This window comes from Neisseria sp. Dent CA1/247 (assembly GCF_022870825.1).
GTDB lineage: Bacteria > Pseudomonadota > Gammaproteobacteria > Burkholderiales > Neisseriaceae > Neisseria > Neisseria zoodegmatis.
This window is the reverse complement of sequence record NZ_CP091522.1, coordinates 2,230,288-2,247,219: the sequence shown is the minus strand read 5'-3', so window position 1 is coordinate 2,247,219 and position 16,932 is coordinate 2,230,288. Positions and strand designations below refer to the sequence as shown.

The window sequence follows — 16,932 nt, the reverse complement described above, 5'->3', positions numbered from 1 at the left end:
ACAGATCAACTGCCGTATCATGACTGGTCGGGTGTGTGGCGCAAGCCACGCACTCGCTTACTGGAAATCCAAACAACGCGTGCGTGCAGATGGCACACACCCTTGTATGTTGAAACTAATGTACCATGGCAAGCAAACAGGCCGTCTGCCTCCGAACACACCCTTGGGCTTCCGCACCCGTATTGTAGCCAAACGAGCAGACGGCCAATCATCAACACAACCGAACAGTTGCAAGACCCTACAACCGAATACAAGGATGGTTTATTGATGAGCACCCAAAATTATGGCGGCATAGACGTAGCCAAAAAGAACTTCGTCATCGGTATTACCGGTAAGGCCAAAACCAAAACCGAAACCAATAATGCCAAAGGTTTCCAACATACCGTCGACTATTTGCGCAAACACAATGTCGATTTGGTTGTACTGGAAAGTACCGGCGGGTTAGAAATCCCTCTAGCCAAAGCGTTGCACCATGCAGGATTGCGTGTTGTCATCGCCAACCCACGCCAAACACATTCCTATTCCCAATCTTTTTCTTTAGGCAAAACCGATGCCAAAGACGCTAAAATGTTGGCCGATTTCGCCCAAGCCATCGAGACTAAAGGATTGGTGGGCGATATGCGCTATATTCCGCCTTCTACCGAAGAAGAAACGCTCGAAGCCTTGGTCAAACGCCGCAGCCAGTTGGTAGAGATGCGAGCGGTGGAGAAGAACCGCCACCATCAGATTCACGAGAGCCAAAAGCAGAGCGTTGCAGACCTTATCCGTCACTTTGACCGCCTAATCACCGATCTAGATAAACAAATCGACAGGTACGGTGGTGGTTTCAATGAAAAGGGAGATACTGTCTGCTCAATTAAAGGCGTGGGCAAAAATATCTGCGCCACCTTAATGGCGATGCTGCCCGAATTGGGAAAACTATCGCACAAACGCATTGCTATGCTGGTAGGTGTGGTGCCGCCACCCAATGAAAGCGGGGAATCCAAAACCAAGACAGGTTGTATTGGCGGCAGAATGGCAGTACGTAATGCGCTGTATATGGCGGCCTTAACCGCCAGCCGTTTTGAACCGAAGATTAAGGCGTTTTACGAACGGCTAACGCAACGCGGAAAACCGTTCAAAGTAGCCATCAATGCGTGTATGCACAAACTGCTGCGTATTCTGAATGCCCGGGTAAGGGATTACCTGCATTCAAACAACCTGCAATGCGCTTAATTACCTGTGTTTGCTGTTGCTGACCGACGGGTTGGTAACACAGTTGCGTATTCTGAATGCCCGGGTAAGGGATTACCTGCATTCAAACAACCTGCAATGCGCTTAATTACCTGTGTTTGCTGTTGCTGACCGACGGGTTGGTAACACAGTTGCTACATTTAAGTTTTAAGTTTCATGTGGGCTACGGCTTGCTATCTTTTAAAGAGGCCGTCTGAAAACACCATTTCAGACGGCCTCTAATGTTTCAAGCATTACCCAATTACAATAACAATCACATTACGACTCACCAGCACTCAACAACCAAAAATCATATAATAAGCAACTTAGCATTATTTCGCATACTTACCGCATATCAATATGAACAATAAGCCAACCCAACCACATTATTCCCCGGCCTTATTAAAGATCTCCATCTGCTGCATGATTATTGCCGTAATATCGCCGGGTTTCTACACACACGATGCCGCCTATCATGGTTATCACATCCTGCTGATAGGCTTGCTTTTAGGCTGGGTCCTTGTTCCAGCAGGCTGGGCAGTCTACGCCAATTTATTTTACATACTTATCGTATATAAATTATTGAGAAGAAAAAGTTTTAATATTTATCTACTCATATTCTCCAATACAGCAATGGTACTCTTGGCTTGTTGTACCCCTCTCTTTTCTGAATATCCAATTTTCGATGATCAAAAATTAGTTGCATGGGGCTGGGGCGCAATATTATGGGGGATATCCATAATGTTATTATGCGCAGCCCAACGGGCGAACACTTCCCTTTCCGTAAAGCGGCAAGTATTCCCGTGGCTCGGTATATCCGCATTGATTTTTCTGAGTGCGGGCATATTAAAAAACTATCAATGGCAACAAGCCAATGATCACGAAAAGAAGCACTATTTGTCATTTGGCGCAGCGTTTACCATAAAAACCCTATCCGGTATTCCTTATATTCCATTTCCAAAGGAAGTACCTGTCAATGCAGATACCTTATTTGCAATAGAAGGCGAGCTAAATAGCAAAGCCCAACTAAATATCCACATTGACGAAAATGGCAACACCCTGCGCGAACACGATTTACCCGACCGTTTTCAATACGGTCCGTATATATGGGAAAATCACATTGCTAATACTATTTGGTTTTTAAAACCAAGCTCACAAACTGCCGATTACACCCTCCGCATCCGGCCCGGCACACATCAAGCAGAATTTTCACTTTCCACGCCAACTAAAACCTTGTGGAAAGCGCCTGCGGTTATTGCCGAAGACTACCCACATTTCTCATCCGGCATTTATCCAGACTATGATTCCAGCTTGCGCAATTTATTTGAAGATTACGACAGCTTATTAAAAGATCAAAAAGACCAAGCCCCGCTCCCCGACCACTATCCCAGTGAACTGGCCAGCCTCAGCTGCCCCATCACTACCGGCATAAAGGTCAAAAGTGTGCCCGATGTTTTTAAATGGCAAAACACATTCATGTGGTTGCAGCGAAATAGCGAATCCGATCCACAAATTCAACACTATCAATCATTTTGCTCACCCAGCTATGCAATATTGCTCCCACCGATTACCAATTTATATACCGGCTATACCAACGAATCAGGAGAAAACAGCACAGTAAAAGTAGAAGCATTATTGTTCAGCCTTCCGGACATGCGTTTCATCACAAGTGTTTACACTCCCGTTCCCAAACCCACAGAAAACAAAATGTTCACGGTCAAATACCTAAAAATCGAACCGCAAGCCCACAGGCACGTTGCAACCGGTGAAATTATGGAGTACACATTTGACTTCGAACCCATTGTATTGGAAGAGAATAAATAACTTATTACATCTAACTGCCAACGAGTGTCTATATAACAAAGGCCGTCTGAAAACCTTATAAGCATTTTCAGACGGCCTTACTGTTTCTATACATCAATTATTATATTGCCGCCAGTAGTGGCTGGTAACACAGTATGCTACATACAGGCTACGGCTTGCTTCCAAGATAACTATAGAGGAGCTTGCACATATTCAAATTTCCTATTATTATTCATAAAGTTTATATAGAAAAACAGGAAATTTATGACAGATTTTGCTTTGACTTCGTTTGAGTTAAAAACAGGTGATATTGTAACCTCTAATGATATAGAGTCTGAACTTAACCGTATAGATCCAAGCTTGAGCAAAGACTTATTTATGGAAATTGGTCTAGCTGCACATAATGCATTACAAGACAAAAGCCAATTTTACGATAAAAATTCAATTGGTGCTGCATGGCAAGCTGAAGTGACTTCCTTTTTACGCAGCCAATTGGTTGCTCGCAATTGGATGTTACAAGATTGGGTAGGAGGTGCTTATTTGACACTTTCTCCTTGTAAAACAAAATGTATAATTGTTGCAACTGGGTGTTCTTCAGTAGGGAGAGAGCAAGGTTTTCCTACCACCACTTCAAGAAAGGGGAGAAAGTGGGAGGAAGCAGTATCTAATTTAAGACTAGATCTCCCCGATACTGTACAATTTTGGGTTTTGCTTATTCATCGCACAGTTTATGGCTTACAAATGGAACTATCCTTACCTGAAAATTTGATTGATGGTCAGATTACAGGTTATGTAAAAAGAATTATTTTACAAGATGTTAACTTCGGCATTATAGCTAATACAGAGATTACTCGTAAACATCAAACGCCTTCTGAAGTTCAAGAGCTTATTGTGGAAAGAAAACGGAAGGCGGTTTAATTCAAAGTTAAATTATGCAATTTTTTAATCCACAAAGGCTAGAGTTTGCCTTAAATCGCAGAGGAATTACCCAAACAGCACTTGCTGAATTATTAGGTATTACCCCGCGACAAGTGCGTAACTATATCAAAGATGGCCAAATTCCTGATGTTCGGGAGTTAAGTAGAATTTTAAATTTTCCAGTAAGTTTTTTTCTAAAGGAAGAAGAACTGCCTGAATTAAATACTCAGGCAGTTAGTTTTCGTGCAAAATCGAGAGTTTCAAGGAAATTGCAAAAGCAAGCCATTAATCATGGTTTGATAACTTTCATATTTAATGATTGGTTGGAGCGAGAATTTGAATTAAAGACAGCAAACTTACCAGATTATTCAGACAAAACACCAGAAGAGGCTGCCGATGAATTACGGCTTGAATGGGGTCTAGGTAATCAGCCCATTGGTAATATGATTTCACTTTTAGAATCAAAAGGTATTCGTGTATTTTCATTATCAGTAGATACACTAGATATTGATGCATTTTGCACATGGCATGATAATAAGCCATTTATATTTTTGAATACTCAAAAATCAGCAGAGCGCAGTCGTTTTGATGCTGCTCATGAGCTTGGACACTTACTTCGTGATAAATATAGTATGCAACATTATGCTTCAGGAAAGGTCAAAGAAAATTTGGATGAGCCTAGGGATATGATAGAAAAAGAAGCAAATGCTTTTGCTTCTGCATTTTTAATGCCAAAAGAAGCCATTCAATTATATAGAAATACACCTATAACTATTGATAATCTAATGAAAATAAAAAAAATATTTGGTGTCTCATTGGTTGCTTTGGCATATCGCATGCATAAGTTAGGTATTATTTCAGATTGGTTATATATTCATGTTCTTTGCCCTCAATTTGCCAAAAAACGCTATCGAACAACAGAGCCAGAGCCAATGAAGAAGGAGTTATCTAGCGTACTTAAGCAAATATTGACAATGTTAAAAGAAGATGGAGTAAGTCTTGAGAAAGTTGCCTCATCGTTGGATATGCCCGTAGAAGATATTGTTAATACAACGTTCAATTTGGTGGAGCCTGAATTTAATAGATATAGAAAACTGAAACTGATTAAATAATTAAAAAGCCGTCTGAAACTTTTCAGACGGCCTTTTTTTACCCTTTATTTAATCTTTCCCACTCCTTCAACAACCGCTTCACCGACACCGGATACGGCGTTTTCAACTCTTGCGCAAACAGTGACACACGCAATTCCTCAATCTGCCATTTAAACATCTTCAGGCCGTCTGAAACGGGTTGATTTTGTTTCAAAAGTGATTGTACCTTGTCTTGCCACATCTGCTCCAACTCTTGAATATCGGCTTCGCGTGCGGCATCGCGGGCGGGGTTGGCGCTGTATTTTTCCATGCGCAGGGTCATGGCTTTGAGATAGACGGGTAGGCGCGGCCATTGGCTCCACGGGGTGCGGCCGGCGAATCCGGCGGACAGCAGGGTTTGGGTGCGTTCGCGCAGCAGGTGGGTGAGCGGGTGTTTGCCGAGTTTGCCGTTGAGTTCGGCGTAAGCGGCGGCGGTATCTTGCAGGTAGCGGCTGATGGCTTCTTTGACGGCGGGCAGGCGGCTGCGGGCGCGTTTGATTTGTTCTTTAAAGGCTTTTTCGCTGCGGGGTAGCTCGTCGTCGCCGATAAAGGCGCGGTCGCAGATGGCGGCGGTGAGGTCGTCGCGCAGGGTGTCGGCACTGATGTGTTTGAGCAGCATGGCGGCTTGGGTGAAGCCTTGGATGCCTTTGTTGAGGTCTTTCATTTGCTCTTTAAGCTGGAGCTGCATAAGGGCGATCACGCCTTGGCGGTGGGCTTGTTCGGCGGCTTCGGGGGTGTCGAACAGGCGCAGGGCGATGGTGTTGTTTTTTTCTTTTTGCAGGCCGAGGTAGCCGGTGAGCTGTTGTTTGCCGCGGGCGAATTTGATGCTTTCAGGTAGCGTGCCGATGTCCCAGTTGGTGAGGTTGTCGCGTTCGAATTCTTGGGTGTTGTCGCGGAAGGTGACGGCGGCGGCTTGGCCTAGCTCTTGTTGGAGTTTGGCTAAATCGCGGCCGGTGGCAAGCTCTTGGCCGCCGTCGTCGATGATGCGCAGGTTGAAATAGCAATGCTCGGGCAGTTTGAACGCGCTCCATTCGTCTTGGTCGATTTGCTCGAGCAGGCGCATGTCGCCGGCGGTTTTGGCAATAAAGCAGGCAAGCTGGGGGATGATCGGCTCTTGGCGGTTGGGGTTGCTTTCTAAAAATTGTGTGATGAAGTCGGGCACGGGCACGCAGATGCGGCGGATTTGTTTGGGCAGGGCTTTGATAAGCAGTTGCAGTTTTTCGCGCAACATGCCGGGCACGAGCCATTCGAGCGCGGGGGCGTGGAGGCGGTTGAGCACGGTGAGCGGCAGGGTGAGGGTTACGCCGTCGAGCGGGTGGTGCGGCTCGAAGCGGTAGCTGAGTTTGAATTTGCCGTCGCTGTTTTGCCAATGGTGGGGGAACTGGGCTTCGGTGATGTGCGCGGCGGCATGCTGCATGAGGTCTTCGCGGGTGAGGAACAGCAGGCGCGGGTTGTCGCGCTCGGCGGTTTTGAGCCAGCTTTGGAAGGTGCGGATGTCGGCAAGGGGCAATGGTTTTTTCAGACGGCCTGTGTGCTTGGGGCTACCTGAAAGGCCGTCTGAAACGGGGGCGGTGTTGTCGGGCTGGGGACTTACGGTTTTGGTTTTGTCGGATTCAAGAATCCGACCTACGTTTTCTGCACTTTCAGACAGGCCTGTATTGTCGGGCGAGGATGCCCGACCTGCCTTTTCAGACGGCTCGTAAAACTGCGGTAAACGCCGGTTGTAAAACTCAAACAAGGCTTCTTCGTCCACCAACACGTCCTGCTTGCGCGATTTGTGTTCCAACTCACTGATTTCTTTAATCAGTTTTTTGTTATGGATAAAAAAGGCCGTCTGAAGATTGCATTCCTGCGCCACCAGTGCGCTGCGGATAAAGATTTCGCGGGCTTCTTCAGGAGCGACTTTGCCGTAGGCAACGGGGCGGCGCGGCAGCACGGTGAGGCCGTAGAGGGTAACGCGTTCGCTGGCAACGACTTCGCCGCGTTTCTGCTCCCAATGCGGCTCGAAATAGTGGTAGTGCACGAGGTGCGGGGCTTCCTGCTCGATCCATTCAGGCTGGATGGCGGCGACATCGCGGGCATAGAGGCGGGTGGTTTCGGTAAGTTCGGCGGCCATCACCCATTTAGGTTTGGATTTGAACAGGGCGGAAGCGGGGAACAAATGAAAGTGCGCGCCGCGCGCACCGGTGTAATCGTGGCCGTCGGGCGATTTCATGCCGACATTGGCAATCAGGCCGGTTAGCAGGGCGCGGTGGATTTGTTCGTAGCCAGCTTCTTTGGCGGCGCGGATGTGGGCGCGGTGCTGTTTTTTATCTAATTGTTTTTGTTTGAGTTTGGCAGATAAATCTTGATCGCCGGTGTTTTTCCCCAAGGGACTTCCTGCGGTCGCAGACGGCAATTGCGGTTGTGCAGGAGGCCGTCTGAAAGCCTGCTCTTTGGTGGTCAAACCCATTTCCACCGCAATGTCGGCAAGCTGGTGGTGCAACTCGCGCCACTCGCGCATCCGCAGGTGGGAAAGGAAATATTGGCGGCACCATTGCACCAATTGTTTGTTAGACAAACCTTTGTCGCGCTCGCGCTGGAAACTGTCCCAAATGTTGAGGTAGGCGAGAAAATCGGACTGCTTGTCGGTAAAACGTTCGTGCGCTTTTTGGGCAGCCTCGCGGGCTTCGAGCGGTCGTTCGCGCGGGTCTTGAATCGACAGAGCGGACACGATAACGAGTATTTCCGCCATACAGTCGTGCTTTTGCGCCGCCAGCAAAATGCGGGCGACCTTCGGGTCGATGGGCAGCCGTGCCATTTGCTCGCCGAGCTTGGTTAGGCGGTAGCGGGGGCGGAGTTCAGACAGGCTTTGTTTGTACGAATGGGGTTTTAGGTTACCTGAAAGGGAGGTGAACAGTATATTGTGATGGTTATTTGTGTTTTGCATCATTCGTCGGTCGGGTAGTTAGCCCGATATTGCTGTATTTCGTTAATTTAATTATGTCGGGCATGAATGCCCGATCTACGCACTCACAACCACTTCATTCCACATCTTTTTATGTTCAAATTTGAGTGATGTGTCCTGTTCCAACAAATTGACGTAATTAGAAATAAATTCGGCAGGATTTTCCAATAGTCGCAAATAGTATCTCAACGAATTAATAATTCCATTAACAATAACATGGCACCCATGGATGGTTTTGATTTTTTCAATTTCCCCTTCAATAAATTTCCGTTCACTTTCATCAATATCGGCTGTTGATAACAAATAATACCGCTTAACTTGTGTGGTTTGAAATTTTTCAAAGGCATCTTGCACAAGTTGGCGTGTAATCGGAATGCCGTGTTTTACTTCAACAGCTTCAAAGGCTTCATTCTTTTCATCATTGATATCTATGTCCCCAATCCGTCCGCTTCTTGTATCTGCCGAAGTATGATTTTCTAATGGTAACAATATTTTTTCATCAAATCGCCTCAATTCCTTTATCAGGCATTGGTAAATTGCATAAAAGGCCAACACAGGCAGCCTTGCTGCACCATCGGCGGTATATTTAGCTTGAAAATGTTTGTTTAATAAATCAATAATTGCCGAAATTGGCAAGTTGTGAGGTTTTGCTAAATCTATTTGTTGTGCATTGCGTTTTAAAATGAGTCCTTGCAGCAGGTAAGAAAAAATTTCGGGCAGCCGCTCGTTTTGCTGAATAAAGGAAATGGTTGACAAAAAAGATATTTTCAGTCTACTTGGATTAATTGCACCTGTATAATTTTCATCGTATGGTACTTTTTGTTCTAATGACCGAGTAAGCCAGCCACTTTCTGCCATTGCTGGAAATTTCTCCAATTTGAGAAATGGCGTGATATGGTTTTTATCAAATGTCCGCCCAGAGTAACCTCCGCTAATGCTGGATTGATGTTTGCGAATATCTTGTTCAGGATGAAGCTGCTTATAAACCAAACTAGTTATCACAACAGTTAAAACGGCCTTAGCTTTTTCTGAATAAGCTAAAATGTCGTCCAATACTACTCTTTCATTTTCTGATAGATTAGTCTGAATTACATTATGAGAACCCAGAGTTTGTAATGCTTCATCGTAGGCAGCCCGAATAAATTCATTTGGATTTTGACTTTCAGACATAATTACTTTCCTAATAGTTGCTGTTTGATTTGCTCGCCAACCGCGTTAATCATGGGAATGGCAACCGAATTTCCAATTTGTCGGTAAAGTTCACTTTTACTATTGATAAAACGGAATGTTTCAGGAAAACCCATAATCCGATAACATTCATTAATGGTGAGTTTGCGGACTTTTCCGTTGTGAAAAATCCAAAACCGCCCCGATGTTTCTTGCGATGGTAATGCTGGGTGTACTCCATTGGTTGAATAAATGCGGTTTGGTTGCTTGTGTACTCGGGATAAGTTTTCTGTTCCTTCGCGTACCCCTACCTTGCGAATAGCTTTGTTGCGATAACCAGCGAAAATCAAGCCTGACTTTTGCTGTTTCTGTTCCGACAAAATCGTATAAGGTTCATTTAAATATTCAAATTCACCTTGTGCATCTAAAAAATCTTTCAATACAGCTTGCCGTTGATGTTTTAATTTTGAAAAATCAAATTTTTTAGATTTGCTGCCAATAATGATGATACGCTCTCTATTTTGCGGCAAACCAAAATCTGTGGCATTAAGTAATTTTGTCTCAACGTAATAACCCAATTCCTGCAAATGCGTAACGATTGTTGTTAGTGTTCGTTTTTTGTCGTGATGAATAAGGTGCTTCACATTTTCCAAGAATACAACTTCAGGTTGTTTCGCTTCTATAATTTTGAAGACATGATAAATCAGTGTGCCACGCGTATCTTCAAATCCTCGCATTTTCCCTGAAATACTGAATGGCTGGCAGGGAAAACCTGCACACAATACATCGTGTTGAGGAATTAAATCTAATGGGATTTGTTCAATATTGCCAAAAGGAACTTCGCCAAAGTTCAATTCGTAACTTTTTTGGGCGTACGTATTGAATTCTGATGAAAATAAGCATTTCCCACCTAATTCTTGTAAAGGAATACGAAATCCGCCAATACCTGCAAATAAATCAATAAAAGTAAACTCAGGCTGTTCGGGGGCAGGGAATGGAATATCCCATTCTAATTGAGATAAATCCTGAAGTTGTAGATTTAAATGGTTTTGTATATAGGCAATACTGACAGGTTTGTACAATTCAGCAACTGATGATGTGGTGTTTTGTAAATAATGGGTTATGCAGGCAAGTTCATGTATGTCGCCATCAAAATTTAGCTTTTTTCTGAATGCGGAATATTTCATAAATTTCATTTTCCAAACTACATTTTATGCGCGTTATTTTAAAGTAAAGTGGTTTGTTAGCCTATTTCAAAAACGAGGCCGTCTGAAATATTGAGTTTACCGATACAAACTAAGTGTTTTGTTTTTCAAACGACTTCCTCCACCGCCCCCAATTCCAACAACACCTGAAAGCCATCATTGATATAACGCTGGTCAGGCGCTTCAAGGAACGGAAACGCCGCCACATCGCCGAGCTTCAACGCGGCCATGCGCAGGATGACGGCGGCCAGATTGCTGCGGATGATTTCGGGGTCGGTAAAGGCGGGGCGCTCGTTGAAATCTTCTTCGCTATACAGGCGCACGGCTACGCCGGCGGATACGCGGCCGCAGCGGCCGGAACGTTGGCGTGCGGCGGCTTGGGAGATTTTTTCCACATGAAGCTGTTCCACTTTGGCGCGCGCGGAATAGCGTTTCACCCGCGCCAAGCCGGTGTCGATCACGTATTTGATGCCCGGCACGGTGAGCGAGGTTTCGGCCACGTTGGTCGCCAGCACGATGCGCCGTTTGTTGCCGCTCGGGTGGAAAATTTTGTGCTGTTCGGCGTTCGACAAACGGGCAAACAGCGGCAGGATTTCGTCGTCACGGCGCAGCGGCGATTTGCGCAGGGCTTCGGCGGCCTCGCGGATTTCGCGCTCGCCGGGCAGGAACACCAGAATGTCGCCTTCGCCCAGCCGCGCCAGCTCGTCGGCGGCATCAACAATCGCGTCGGTCAGCTCGATTTCCGCTTCGTCTTCATCTTGTGAATGCAGCGGGCGGTAGAGAATGTCGACGGGGAAAGTGCGCCCGCTCACTTCCAGCACGGGCGCGTTGTTGAAATGTTTGGAAAAGCGCTCGGCATCGATGGTGGCTGAGGTGATGATGACTTTTAAATCGGGGCGGCGCGGCAGAAGTTGTTTCAGGTAGCCGAGCAGAAAATCGATGTTGAGGCTGCGTTCGTGCGCTTCGTCGATAATAATCGTGTCGTAAGCGGTGAGATAGCGGTCGGTTTGCGTTTCGGCGAGCAGAATGCCGTCGGTCATCAGCTTCACATAGGCATCGCGCGAGGTGTTGTCGTTGAAACGCACTTTGTAGCCGACGGTTTGGCCGATGTTGCTGCCCAATTCTTCGGCAATCCGCTCCGCCACCGAACGCGCCGCCAAGCGCCGCGGCTGCGTGTGCCCGATCAAGCCCGCCGCACCGCGCCCGAGCTCCAAGCAGATTTTCGGAAGCTGGGTGGTTTTGCCCGAACCGGTTTCGCCGCAAATAATGGTTACTTGGTTGTTTTGAATGGCGGTTTTGATGTCGTCCAAACGCTCGTGCACCGGCAGTGTGCCGTCATACTGCGGCTTGGGCAGCGCGGCTTGGCGTTTCAAAAACGCGTCGTGCGATTTTTGATATTTTTTCTGCACGGCTTCGATGCCGCCGAAGCGTTTGGGGGTTTTGAAGGCGTTTTGCAGGAAATGGCGGTCGCGGGAGAGCGTTTGGGTGAAGTCGGGCTGCTGCATAGTGTGTGTAAAAGTCTAGGTAAAACAAAGGGCAAGATTATAGCAGAAGGCCGTCTGAAAACGGGCGCAATGAAGTTTTTGCAAAACTACAAAAATATAGGAAAGCCTAGCATTGCTTGAAATTTAGTCGTATTTATTCTCGATACGGAAAACGACTCTCCAAAAATACTCAAGGCATCGGAAATACTGGGAACGCTACACAAATTTGCTTAATGGGAAATTTACAGGCAAAAATAACCGCTTTAAAGCGGTATATTGATTGAGTATGTGGTGCCCGGAGCCGGAATCGAACCGGCACGACCTGTTTAGGGTCGACGGATTTTAAGTCCTAAAATATAAATATAACTAATTGTTTTTAAACAAGAGTGAAGCCTGCAATTACAGTCATGTACAGCCGTATTTAGGTGCATCCAGGCACAAATTCGGCACACCATTAAAACGAAAACTTAAGCCTGCCTATCATATAAGGTATGTTTAAATTTTCGTTTTTATTTTGAGCTTATATCATTAGAAAGTACATAAAACTGATCAACTCTATGAAAGGCGGTCATAGGATATGAATAAGGAGCATGAGCAGCTTTATCTCGAGATATTGTCTTGTATAGGTAGTATTCAATCTTCTTTGATGTTTGCAATGGGCAACTACCGTAATAAATTCTTCGGTTCACTTGCATTGGCAGATAATGGAGAAAAGAGTTATGCCGAATTAATTGGTATGCTGTCTCACTTTGGTTTTCATCAGCTTGTACAGAACGATTTTTACTTTGGAGGCTGCGTACTAGGTTTTTTGGAAAAAATATACTGTAAACCTGAAGGATTGAAAGACGCTGTTTCCGAGCTTGAAATGTTACTTGATGGCACACATCCTGTTTGGGTGGGAAAGACTTTTTACTTTCATTCGGAGGTATTTATAAGTTACCGAAAAGAATTTTTTGAGCTTAAGATCGCGGAAAGGTATAAATACTATACAGGTGCCGGTACTATTGATGCGTCTGAAATTAGAAAAGAGATTGAAACTGTATGCGGCAAGCAAACTTACATCAATAGCTTGAATAGGCTATGTTTGTCAGAACGCCGTTTGCCTTATCTGCTTTCCCGATTAAAACAACTGGTGGATTTACAAAATACCGTTTGATTTCAAATGGCATGTTTGATATTTGGTTTTTTAGTAAGGAAGTTTTGGTGAGGTGTGATAATGGATTTTCGGTCTCTAATGAATGTGGGTAGCGCAATTTTCTTTATTGCTGTCGTTATGATTGGAGTATTCTTAATTTGGAAAATTGCTGGGGCGATTTTACTGGGACATTAGTAATCGGGATGTGGCACGATGAAAATGCAAAATGGGAAAAGTTCAAAGTTGAACACGGATGCAAGGTTGTAGAACATATCAAAGGTGATATTCAAACTGGCGTTGGTATAACAACCAACGGAAACGTTGGTATGATGGTTATTCCTGAATCAGATAAAACAGGATATCTATGTGATGATGGTGTTACCTATTGGAGATAGTTTAAATACATATAAATATTTACTGAGTTTATTTATATAGAGAGTAAGAAGGCATGGGCATGTTATTCAAATATTCGAAATACACGTATAAAAAAAGAAAAATGAGTGAATTTTTTAATGTTATTTTTACGCTTACGGTGCTTTGTATATTTTTTGTGTCTATCTTTTTATGGAACCTACCTGTATTGGCACTTTTATGCCTAGTGCTATTAGCTTTTAAATTTATGGTAACAGGTAAAATATAAAATGCTATATGTAGGTTTGGTAACACTCATATCTAACACGGCCGTCCAAAATTAATTTTGGACGGCTTTTACTTTATTCGCTTTTGAAAGTAAGAGAAAGGAAATTTCATGCTGAGGCAGATATTTGTAGTGGCATTATGTGCTTTGACAGGCATCGCGACTGCTTCACCTTATCCACAATACCAAGCCCTGGTGGAAAAACATGCTGCGGCACAAGGTTTGGATAAAAATCTTGTGTGGGCGGTTATGGCTCGTGAAAGCGGTGGCAACCGTTATGCATTGTCAAATAAGAACGCCCGCGGATTGATGCAAGTTATTCCGCCGACTGCGGCACGGATGGGCGTTAATCCAAAGCATCTTTATAACCCTGAGCATAATATTATTGCTGGTACGCGCTATCTGCGTTTTTTGCAAGACCGTTACAAAGGCAACATTGACTTGATGCTTGCAGGGTACAACGCCGGTGAGGGAACAGTGGACAAGTATAAAGGTATCCCTCCATACAGGGAGACACAAAATTACGTCCGCCTGGTACGTAACCGCTACGCACAATTGAGTGGCAATCCCGCTCATGCTGCTAGGACACGCACTGTATTTGTTAAAGCCGCTCACAGCGCACAACCTGTTGCCAAAGCGGGACGGACCGAGCCAGCTGAAATGGTTCATGCCCAAGCAATGAAACAGTATGCTTCTTGGGATGTATTTCGAGAATTTTAAGTGTGGCCTTCGGGCTTTTTTCATTTGCCGCCTTATGCGGCTTTTTTTGTTTGTATTTTAAAAAGGAAAAAATCATGATGAACAACATCAAAAAAGCAGTAAACAACCCCAAAACCATTGCAACTGTTATGTTGATGATGGCGGCTCCCTTGGTTTTGGCAGATGGATTTAACGAAGGTGCTCAACTTGCAACAAAAATTCGGACGGGTATTTACACCATTGTCGGCATTATCTGTGGCATTACTATGCTTTGGTTCTTCCTTCAAGCAAAAAGCGGACGTAAAACATGGGGTGATTTTTTTGAAATTTGCTTATATGTAGTTGGTGCGGGTGCGTCTATTGCCTTCGCTACTTACCTTTTCACCAAAGGCGGATCAATGACGTTTTAAGTAGAGGTTTCGATGAAAAGAGAAGACATTAATACTGAACATCCGACATTTAACGGGTTGAACCGTCAGGCGATGATGTTCGGGATTCCACTTCAAGCCGTTGCAACCTGCCTATTCTCAGGAATGATGTTTTCTTTACCCCTGACATATTTCCTTGGGTGGCGAGCGTTGCTTTTCTTGCTGCTGCCGCTGCCGTTTTTGGCATTTCTACGCACTATCTGCGCCAACGACGACCAAGCTCTTCGAATTTACTATTATGAAGTGATGTATTTCTTGCGCCGCCGCAATGCCAAAATGTTTAACGGTACTAATACCATTCTCGCCACGAAATTTGGGAGACAACAAAGTGATTATCAGCGATTTTTTGAGGAATGCGTTAAAAGCCCAACCGGCGCAGTCAGATTTTCTGCCTCAGATCTGCCAACACGTTACAAACAACATCGTTAATTACAAAACAGGCCATTTGGCCTTTGTAATACGTATGGAAGGGTTGCCCTTCGATGGTGTGGACGACAAACATTTGTTTACACAATTTGTAGGGTTACGTACGCTTTTGGCCGGTATGGGCAAAACTTTGGGCAATCGTCTAGGTGTGTGGGGAACGTTGCAACGCCAAAAAATAGTGTTCGAGCGTGAATACGGCTTTCAGACAACTTTTTGCCACAACTTTGCTGACAAGTACCTTAAGCGTTTTCAAGAAGCAGATTATTACGAAAATGTTTATCACTTAACGGTTGTAATTAAAACTGACTACTTGGATGCAGGTATAAAAGAAGCAGAAGAGCAGATTCAGATTCTAATGCGTTCACTTGAGCCTTACGATCCGTATTTGATGACTGCATATCAGAATGAAAACGGCGTACCTTTTTCTGAAGTGTACAGTTTTTTCGGTAGTTTGATTAATGGGTCTTATGAAGAGATTCCTCTGTCAACCGTAGATGCGTATCAGACTATTGCAGGCAGTAATCTACACTTCGGCTCAGATTTGTGTGAAATCCGAGCCCAAAATGGTACTCGCAAGTTCGCGCAGATGTTTGACCTAAAAGATTTTGGACTGAGCAAGCCGAAAATACTTACTTCGATTTTGCGACTACCTTGTGAATTCACATTTACGCAAAGCCTCGTATTCATCAATCCCTATGAAATGCAAGGTGAAATCCGCAAAAAGTTAAATGACTTGGATTCGGTAAATGACAAGGCTGTTGGACAGATTGAAGAGTTGGAGGAAGGCCAGGGATTACTGACCTCAGGCGAATTAATGTTTGGTGATTATCATGCTGCCTTAGTAGTTTACGGCAAGACTGCGGAAGAGGCTGCGGCCAACGGTGCACGTGCTTATTCCACATTCCTGAATTCAGGTAGCTACCGATTTACCAAAGCAGGCTTGTCTGCCCCTGCAACATTTTTTAGTCAAGTGCCCGGCAGCCGCGAAAAGCCACGTTCTTTCCCCAAAACTACCACCAATTTTGCCTGTACCTTTGGCATTCATAACTACTCGCACGGTAAGAAACTTGGCAATCCAATTGGCGATGGTACAGCGATTATACCGCTGCAAACTACGTCCAAAACGATCTACGACTTCAACTTCCATTTTTCCAATCCGAAAGAGGATAATGTCGGCGACAAAATTGCCGGTCACACGTTAATGTTGGGCGCAACCGGTACAGGTAAAACTACGCTGCAAACGGCTATGATGGCCTTTGCTGAACGCTTTAAGCCGTATATGTTTGTGATGGATTTGGACAAGGGAATGGAAATATTTATCCGCGCCATCGGCGGTTCATACTTTGCACTTGAGGCAGGCGAGCCGACCGGACTAAACCCATTCCAACTGGTTGATACACCCGCCAACAGGGAATTTCTCTACGGCTTGGTAGGTATGTGCGGTGCAGACGAAAACGGGAAGCTTACGGCTACGGAAGAACAGGAGATTCAGTTTGCCGTGGATACAGTGTTTAGTTTGGATTTTGAAAACCGGCATTTCAGCCACTTGCTACAAAGCATCCCCATCTCGCCGGATCCCAACTCTCTACGTGTGCGCTTATCGAAATGGTGCCGTAGCGAAGGTGGCCGTTTTGCCTGGTGCTTGGACAATCCGACCAATTTGTTTAATCCAGAGCAGTTTTACCGCGTCGGTTTTGACTTGATGTCAATTCCATTCCAAAACTGAGCCACAGTTGTGGTC

14 protein-coding genes are annotated in these 16,932 nt (G+C 45.0%); 10 read left to right on the top strand and 4 right to left on the bottom strand.

What is annotated here, in order from left to right; all coding sequences use genetic code 11:
* Window positions 1-267: 267 nt before the first annotated feature.
* From LVJ85_RS11080 to LVJ85_RS11065, 4 genes are all read left to right on the top strand, one after another.
* Entirely contained in the window at window positions 268-1,215 is a 948-nt protein-coding gene (locus tag LVJ85_RS11080; RefSeq protein ID WP_244739372.1) for an IS110 family transposase, read from the top strand.
* A gap of 357 nt (window positions 1,216-1,572) precedes the next feature.
* Window positions 1,573-3,036, top strand: coding sequence for a hypothetical protein (locus tag LVJ85_RS11075; RefSeq protein ID WP_244739861.1), 1,464 nt, complete (start codon window positions 1,573-1,575; stop codon window positions 3,034-3,036).
* 243 nt (window positions 3,037-3,279) lie between these two features.
* Window positions 3,280-3,933: a hypothetical protein gene (locus LVJ85_RS11070; protein ID WP_244739860.1), complete on the top strand. Its 654-nt coding sequence runs from the start codon at window positions 3,280-3,282 to the stop codon at window positions 3,931-3,933.
* A gap of 14 nt (window positions 3,934-3,947) precedes the next feature.
* Window positions 3,948-5,045, top strand: coding sequence for an ImmA/IrrE family metallo-endopeptidase (locus tag LVJ85_RS11065; RefSeq protein WP_244739859.1), 1,098 nt, complete (start codon window positions 3,948-3,950; stop codon window positions 5,043-5,045).
* A 37-nt stretch (window positions 5,046-5,082) separates the two neighbouring features.
* On the opposite strand, the gene LVJ85_RS11060 is transcribed toward LVJ85_RS11065, so the two are convergent.
* The 4 genes from LVJ85_RS11060 to hrpA all read right to left on the bottom strand — a co-directional run bounded on the left by LVJ85_RS11060 (window position 5,083) and on the right by hrpA (window position 11,887).
* A complete protein-coding gene (locus LVJ85_RS11060) occupies window positions 5,083-7,995 on the bottom strand; it encodes a DUF3418 domain-containing protein (RefSeq protein ID WP_244739858.1) in 2,913 nt (970 codons plus the stop codon).
* A 72-nt stretch (window positions 7,996-8,067) separates the two neighbouring features.
* Window positions 8,068-9,180, bottom strand: a complete 1,113-nt coding sequence (locus LVJ85_RS11055) for a hypothetical protein (protein WP_244739857.1) — start codon at window positions 9,178-9,180, stop codon at window positions 8,068-8,070.
* A 2-nt stretch (window positions 9,181-9,182) separates the two neighbouring features.
* Complete coding sequence (locus LVJ85_RS11050) at window positions 9,183-10,364, bottom strand: DNA cytosine methyltransferase (RefSeq protein WP_244739856.1); 1,182 nt, start codon at window positions 10,362-10,364, stop codon at window positions 9,183-9,185.
* A 125-nt stretch (window positions 10,365-10,489) separates the two neighbouring features.
* Window positions 10,490-11,887, bottom strand: coding sequence for an ATP-dependent RNA helicase HrpA (hrpA, locus tag LVJ85_RS11045; RefSeq protein WP_244739855.1), 1,398 nt, complete (start codon window positions 11,885-11,887; stop codon window positions 10,490-10,492).
* 556 nt (window positions 11,888-12,443) lie between these two features.
* Here hrpA and LVJ85_RS11040 point away from each other — a divergent pair.
* From LVJ85_RS11040 to LVJ85_RS11015, 6 genes are all read left to right on the top strand, one after another.
* Window positions 12,444-13,022 carry a hypothetical protein gene (locus LVJ85_RS11040; RefSeq protein WP_244739854.1) on the top strand — a complete coding sequence of 193 codons (579 nt, stop codon included), beginning with the start codon at window positions 12,444-12,446 and terminating at the stop codon, window positions 13,020-13,022.
* A 137-nt stretch (window positions 13,023-13,159) separates the two neighbouring features.
* Complete coding sequence (locus LVJ85_RS11035) at window positions 13,160-13,396, top strand: hypothetical protein (protein ID WP_244739853.1); 237 nt, start codon at window positions 13,160-13,162, stop codon at window positions 13,394-13,396.
* A 353-nt stretch (window positions 13,397-13,749) separates the two neighbouring features.
* On the top strand, window positions 13,750-14,358 hold the full coding sequence (locus tag LVJ85_RS11030; RefSeq protein ID WP_244739852.1) for a lytic transglycosylase domain-containing protein: 609 nt from the start codon (window positions 13,750-13,752) through the stop codon (window positions 14,356-14,358).
* A 74-nt stretch (window positions 14,359-14,432) separates the two neighbouring features.
* The gene (locus tag LVJ85_RS11025; RefSeq protein ID WP_244739851.1) at window positions 14,433-14,747 is read left to right on the top strand and encodes a hypothetical protein; all 315 of its coding nucleotides are present in this window, start codon (window positions 14,433-14,435) and stop codon (window positions 14,745-14,747) included.
* Window positions 14,748-14,759: 12 nt separating this feature from the next.
* Window positions 14,760-15,194 (top strand): VirB3 family type IV secretion system protein, encoded by a 435-nt coding sequence (locus LVJ85_RS11020; protein ID WP_244739850.1) that lies wholly within the window; start codon window positions 14,760-14,762, stop codon window positions 15,192-15,194.
* The gene (locus tag LVJ85_RS11015; RefSeq protein ID WP_244739849.1) at window positions 15,094-16,917 is read left to right on the top strand and encodes a conjugal transfer protein; all 1,824 of its coding nucleotides are present in this window, start codon (window positions 15,094-15,096) and stop codon (window positions 16,915-16,917) included. The genes LVJ85_RS11020 and LVJ85_RS11015 overlap by 101 nt, the downstream gene beginning before the upstream one ends.
* Window positions 16,918-16,932 lie beyond the last annotated feature (15 nt).